This window comes from Novacetimonas maltaceti, from assembly GCF_002906255.1.
Classification (GTDB): domain Bacteria; phylum Pseudomonadota; class Alphaproteobacteria; order Acetobacterales; family Acetobacteraceae; genus Novacetimonas; species Novacetimonas maltaceti.
This window is the reverse complement of the sequence record NZ_POTC01000100.1, coordinates 1-4657: the sequence shown is the minus strand read 5'-3', so window position 1 is coordinate 4657 and position 4657 is coordinate 1. Positions and strand designations below refer to the sequence as shown.

Below are 4657 nucleotides of genomic sequence, written 5' to 3'. Positions count from 1 at the left end.
GTGCTGCCCGCGCCAGCCCCATCCACCACCATGCCAGCCACCGCCGCCATGCCACGCATAGGCGGAGGGCGCGGGCAGCACGCTGACCAGTCCAAGCGACACCGCCAGCACGAATGCAATCCTGCGCATCGACCCAGATCCTCTTTCCTTCGTCGTCTCCCCTCCGGGCGGCGACACATTATCCCTGCCGCGGGCATATCCCACGTCGACCGGGACCGGCCCGGCGTTCCGTGCAACGTCATGCGCCCGAAAAACGTCCTTTTCGGGACGGATTCATGACCATCCGCCATCATTATGTAATACCGCCGCGCGGTTCGACAATGCCGTGGGCTACCCACGCCTGCGCGATGTACCGCGCTGCCCCACCCATCCCCCGAGGCGCGACAGGGCATCACGCAATGGCCCCTCGGGCATGTCCCCGATTTCAACCGGCGCGGGCACCGGGCGCGGACGCGGCGGCGGCGGGGCGGGTCGCAATGTCAGGTCCTGCTGCGGCCTGATCCTGCTGACGACACCCGCGCCGCACACACCGTTGATCCGCGCGATCAGGCCGGGGGCGAGGTACTGCAGTTCGGTGGCGACCGGCCCGGCGCAGGCCACCGTCAGCGTTCCGGCCGACAGGCGGCGCGGAACCGTGACGCGGGCAAGTTCAGGCCCGACAATATCGGCCCAGTCCAGCATGACCTGCACCGCCGCAGGCGACTGCCGGCGAAAGGCCGGGCGCGTCACGGCAGGCATCAGCGCGCCAAGGCTGCACAGCCTGCGGGCACGGTGCGGGGGCTCCGCCCCGCGTGCCGCGGCAGGGGAACTGGCGGCGGGGGCAGGCTGCGCGGTCGGGGCGGCGGCTTTCTTTCGCTTGCCCCGTGTCGGTTCCTTCGTCATAAGCGGCCCTGTGTCACCTTCTGCTGCCGAACTGTTGCGCTGGTACGACCGGCATCGCCGCACCCTGCCATGGCGCGCCCTGCCGGGGCAAAGTGCTGATCCCTATCACGTCTGGCGCAGCGAAATCATGCTGCAGCAGACGACCGTCACTGCCGTCATCCCCTATTTCGAACGATTCACGCAACTGTTCCCCACCGTGGGCGACCTGGCGCGCGCGGATGCCGATACCGTCATGGGGGCATGGGCGGGGCTTGGCTACTACGCACGGGCGCGCAACCTGCATGCCTGCGCGCAGGTCGTGGCGCGCGACATGGGCGGGCACTTCCCCGACACGGTCGAGGGCCTGCGTGCGCTGCCCGGCATCGGCCCCTATACCGCCGCCGCCATCGCCGCAATCGCGTTCGGACGTCCCGTGGTGCCGGTTGACGGCAATGTCGAACGTGTCACCACGCGCCTGTTCGCCATGACCGATCCCCTGCCCCGCGCGCGTCCCGCCATCGCCCGGCAGGCAGCGCACCTGAATGATGATCCGCTGGCGCATGACCGCCCGTCGGATTTTGCACAGGCCCTGTTCGACCTTGGCGCGGGGATCTGCACCCCGCGCACGCCTGCCTGCGCCCTGTGCCCGTGGCGCGATGCCTGCGCCGGCCTGCGCAAGGGAATCGCAGCCAGCCTGCCGCACAAGACCCCGAAAGCCCCGCGCCCCACGCGTTATGGCGTGCATTTCCACCTGACCGACGCCAGTGGCGGCCTGCTGCTGCACCGTCGGGCGGAAAGCGGCCTGCTTGGCGGCACGCTTGGCCTGCCGGGGCCGCAATGGCGGGCGGAACGCTGGTCCACGGAAGAAGCGCTGCGCCATGCCCCGCCGGGACGGCCCGCGCCGCAATGGCGGCATGTGGGCGAGGTGCGGCATGTCTTTACCCATTTCACCCTGATCGTCGATGTCTATGCCGCGCGCATTGCGCGTTTCCCCAACACCATCGCGCGCGACGGCGGACTGGTGCATCCCTGCGACGGACTGGGACAGATGGGGATTGCATCGCTGATGCGCAAGTGTATTACGCTGGCGGCCGCGTCCACGGAATGAAATGGCCGCACGCGGCGGCAATGGATGTCACTTTTTTCATTGACGCGCCCCCGCCCGTCGCGGTTCACTTCAAAACCGCGATGTGGAAAGGGACCGTATCATGACCGTTGTCCAGCTTCTTTCACCGTTGATGCTCGCCCTTTCCGTGGGCGCGGCCGCAGCACTCTACCTTGTGCGCGCCAGGGGCCTCGCCCCGCAGGCACTGCCGGTGCGTGTGCGCAACCGGCGCTGACGCCTCCCCTGAAAGACCGCTTCCAAAACAGTAGTGCCCGGATGCCGCCTCTGGATTTCAATCAAGGCGGCATTCTTCTGACCGGCCACCTGAACACGCCACATAATATACTGAAATCATAAAAGTTTTTGGTGAAGCTTTTTCCAAAAAGCTTCAAAGAACACAGCCTTTTCAGATCCGAAGTTTCCCCGGAAACTTCTTCATATCCTACTCGATGTTCCGTAGGCGGGATTTTGCCTAAAGGCGTTTCCTGCTGTAGCACGATTGTCCCATGACCTTCATAACCATCCATCGGGATTCACCGACCCCCGCGCCCAAGATCGGCGTCCTTCTGAGCAACCTTGGAACCCCCGATGGAACGGGATATGCGGCCATCCGCCGCTATCTGGGGGAGTTCCTGTCCGATCGCCGCATCATCGAGGCGAATCCCCTGCTGTGGAAGCCGATCCTCAACGGGGTCGTGCTGACGGTCCGCCCGCGCAGGACCGGGGCGGCCTATCAGCGGATCTGGCATACCGACCGCGACGAAAGCCCGCTGCGCACCTATACCCGCGACCAGGCCGAAGGGCTGGCGGCCCGACTGGCGCCTGACGGGATCGTGGTGACATGGGGCATGCGCTATGGCACCCCCACGACCGAAAGCGCGCTGCATGACCTGATCCGGCAGGGGTGCGACCGTATCCTCATCGCGCCGCTTTACCCGCAATACAGCGCGACGACGACCGCCACGGCCAACGACCAGGCCTTTCGCGCGCTGATGCGCCTGCGCAACCAACCCGCGATTCGCACGCTGCCGCCCTTTCCCGATCACCCTGCCTATATCGCCGCCCTTGCGTCGCGTGTGCGCGAACATCTGGCAACGCTTGACGCCCCGCCGCAGAAGATTGTCGCCTCCTTCCATGGCCTGCCGAAGCAGTATGTGGAAAAGGGCGACCATTATCCCGTCGACTGCGAACGCACGATCGCGGCCCTGCGCAAGGCGACGGGATATGACGCGGACACGATGCCGCTGACATACCAGTCACGCTTTGGCCCGGCGAAATGGCTGGAACCCTATACCGCGCCCTATATCGAATCGCTGCCCGCGCAGGGCGTGACACGGATTGCGGTCATCATGCCCGGCTTCGTCGCGGACTGTATCGAAACCCTTGATGAAATCTGGAATGAAGTGCGCGCCGACTTCCTCAAGGCAAGGGGCAAGGAACTGACGCTGATCCCGTGCCTGAACAACGCCCCGGTCGCGATCGACATGCTCGAAACACTGGTGCGCAACGAACTGCGGGGCTGGACCGAGGATCACGCCACAATCACTGATAAATAATAAAAATTTCTGGGTGCCGCCTTTTTTCAAAAAGGCGGCGTTCTTCGAAGCTTTTTGGAAAAAGCTTCACCAAAAACTTCTGGCTTTCAAACCATGTCGGAAGCCGGCTGGTCAGGCATAAAAAAAGGAAGGTATCCCGACCATGGCGGGACGTCCTTCCTTCTTGCGATAACCGGCCCTAGATGCAGGGCCAGTGCCGCCATGTCCTCAGTGCGCGGGCGCGCCCTGCGGTGCGGGGGGATGTTCCGCATCATACAGGGTGGCTTTCTGCTCGTCCGTCTTGCGGTTGCGATAACGCTGCCACAGGCTTTCCTTCGGATCGGCAGGATGTTCCTTGTCATACAGGGCCGCCTTTTCGCGCAGGCCCTTGCGGTATTCATGGCGCTTGTACATGCCCACCGCGCAGCCGCCCATCGCGCCCGCAACCGTATGATGGTTGGCAACATGCCCGCCCACGGCCCCGACCGCGCCATATTTCAGGCATCCACCCGGTTCCGCATGCGCCACCGCGACAGAGCCCCCCACCAGAGTGGTCGCCAGCAGGAATACCCTGGAAATTTTCTGTACCGTCATTGTCTGCATCATACCTGGCCCGATACTGATCCTGCCGGGAGCGGGATGGCCTGCCCCGCTACGGCGCTTCTTGTTCAGGGACATTAGTAACACAATCCTTCGGACATGCATCATCCCCGTCAGGGCTGGTCACAGCTTTCCGTCAGGTCATTATAAACCTGTCCCCTTGGACAGGTATGCGTCTGCTGCATGGGTGCGGCAGGCGTGGTCGTGCCAGGCGCCAGCGCACGCGCAGATGCTGCCCCGCCCCCGGCTGCTGCCGGCGCGGAAACGGGCGGCGACTGCTGCTGTTGCTGCTGCTGCATCTGGGAATACAGGCTGTTGAGTTCGGCATCATAGACGGAATCGTCTTCCGGCCCGGACCCGCTGGTACCGTTATAGATACCGGGCGCGGCCTGGTGGCTGGCGGCAACAGCCGCCGCCGCGGCCCCCATGCCCAGCCCCATGCCAAGGCCGTAGCCACCCCAGCCCCAGCCCCAGCCGCGGCCGCTCCAGCCGCCACCACGCCAGCCATCGACGTTGCGCCAGCGGCCGCCGCCGCCATGCCAGCCACCACCACCGC

At 65.0% G+C, this 4657-nt stretch carries 5 protein-coding genes and 1 pseudogene; 3 read left to right on the top strand and 3 right to left on the bottom strand.

Annotated elements, in window-relative coordinates:
* Positions 1-330 precede the first annotated feature (330 nt).
* A complete protein-coding gene (locus KMAL_RS16065; protein WP_110096480.1) occupies positions 331-882 on the bottom strand; it encodes a DUF721 domain-containing protein in 552 nt (183 codons plus the stop codon).
* 10 nt (positions 883-892) lie between these two features.
* Here KMAL_RS16065 and KMAL_RS16060 point away from each other — a divergent pair, with 10 nt between their 5' ends.
* From KMAL_RS16060 to hemH, 3 genes are all read left to right on the top strand, one after another.
* The gene (locus tag KMAL_RS16060; RefSeq protein WP_110096479.1) at positions 893-1969 is read left to right on the top strand and encodes an A/G-specific adenine glycosylase; all 1077 of its coding nucleotides are present in this window, start codon (positions 893-895) and stop codon (positions 1967-1969) included.
* A 100-nt stretch (positions 1970-2069) separates the two neighbouring features.
* Positions 2070-2201, top strand: coding sequence for a hypothetical protein (locus KMAL_RS17845; protein ID WP_275399310.1), 132 nt, complete (start codon positions 2070-2072; stop codon positions 2199-2201).
* Between the two features lie 271 nt (positions 2202-2472).
* Positions 2473-3522, top strand: a complete 1050-nt coding sequence (hemH, locus tag KMAL_RS16055; protein ID WP_110096478.1) for a ferrochelatase — start codon at positions 2473-2475, stop codon at positions 3520-3522.
* 207 nt (positions 3523-3729) lie between these two features.
* Here hemH and KMAL_RS16050 read toward each other — a convergent pair whose 3' ends face one another.
* Positions 3730-4095: a hypothetical protein gene (locus tag KMAL_RS16050; RefSeq protein ID WP_408887938.1), complete on the bottom strand. Its 366-nt coding sequence runs from the start codon at positions 4093-4095 to the stop codon at positions 3730-3732.
* Between the two features lie 119 nt (positions 4096-4214).
* Positions 4215-4657 (bottom strand): annotated as a pseudogene (locus KMAL_RS16045) (hypothetical protein); the annotation flags it as partial.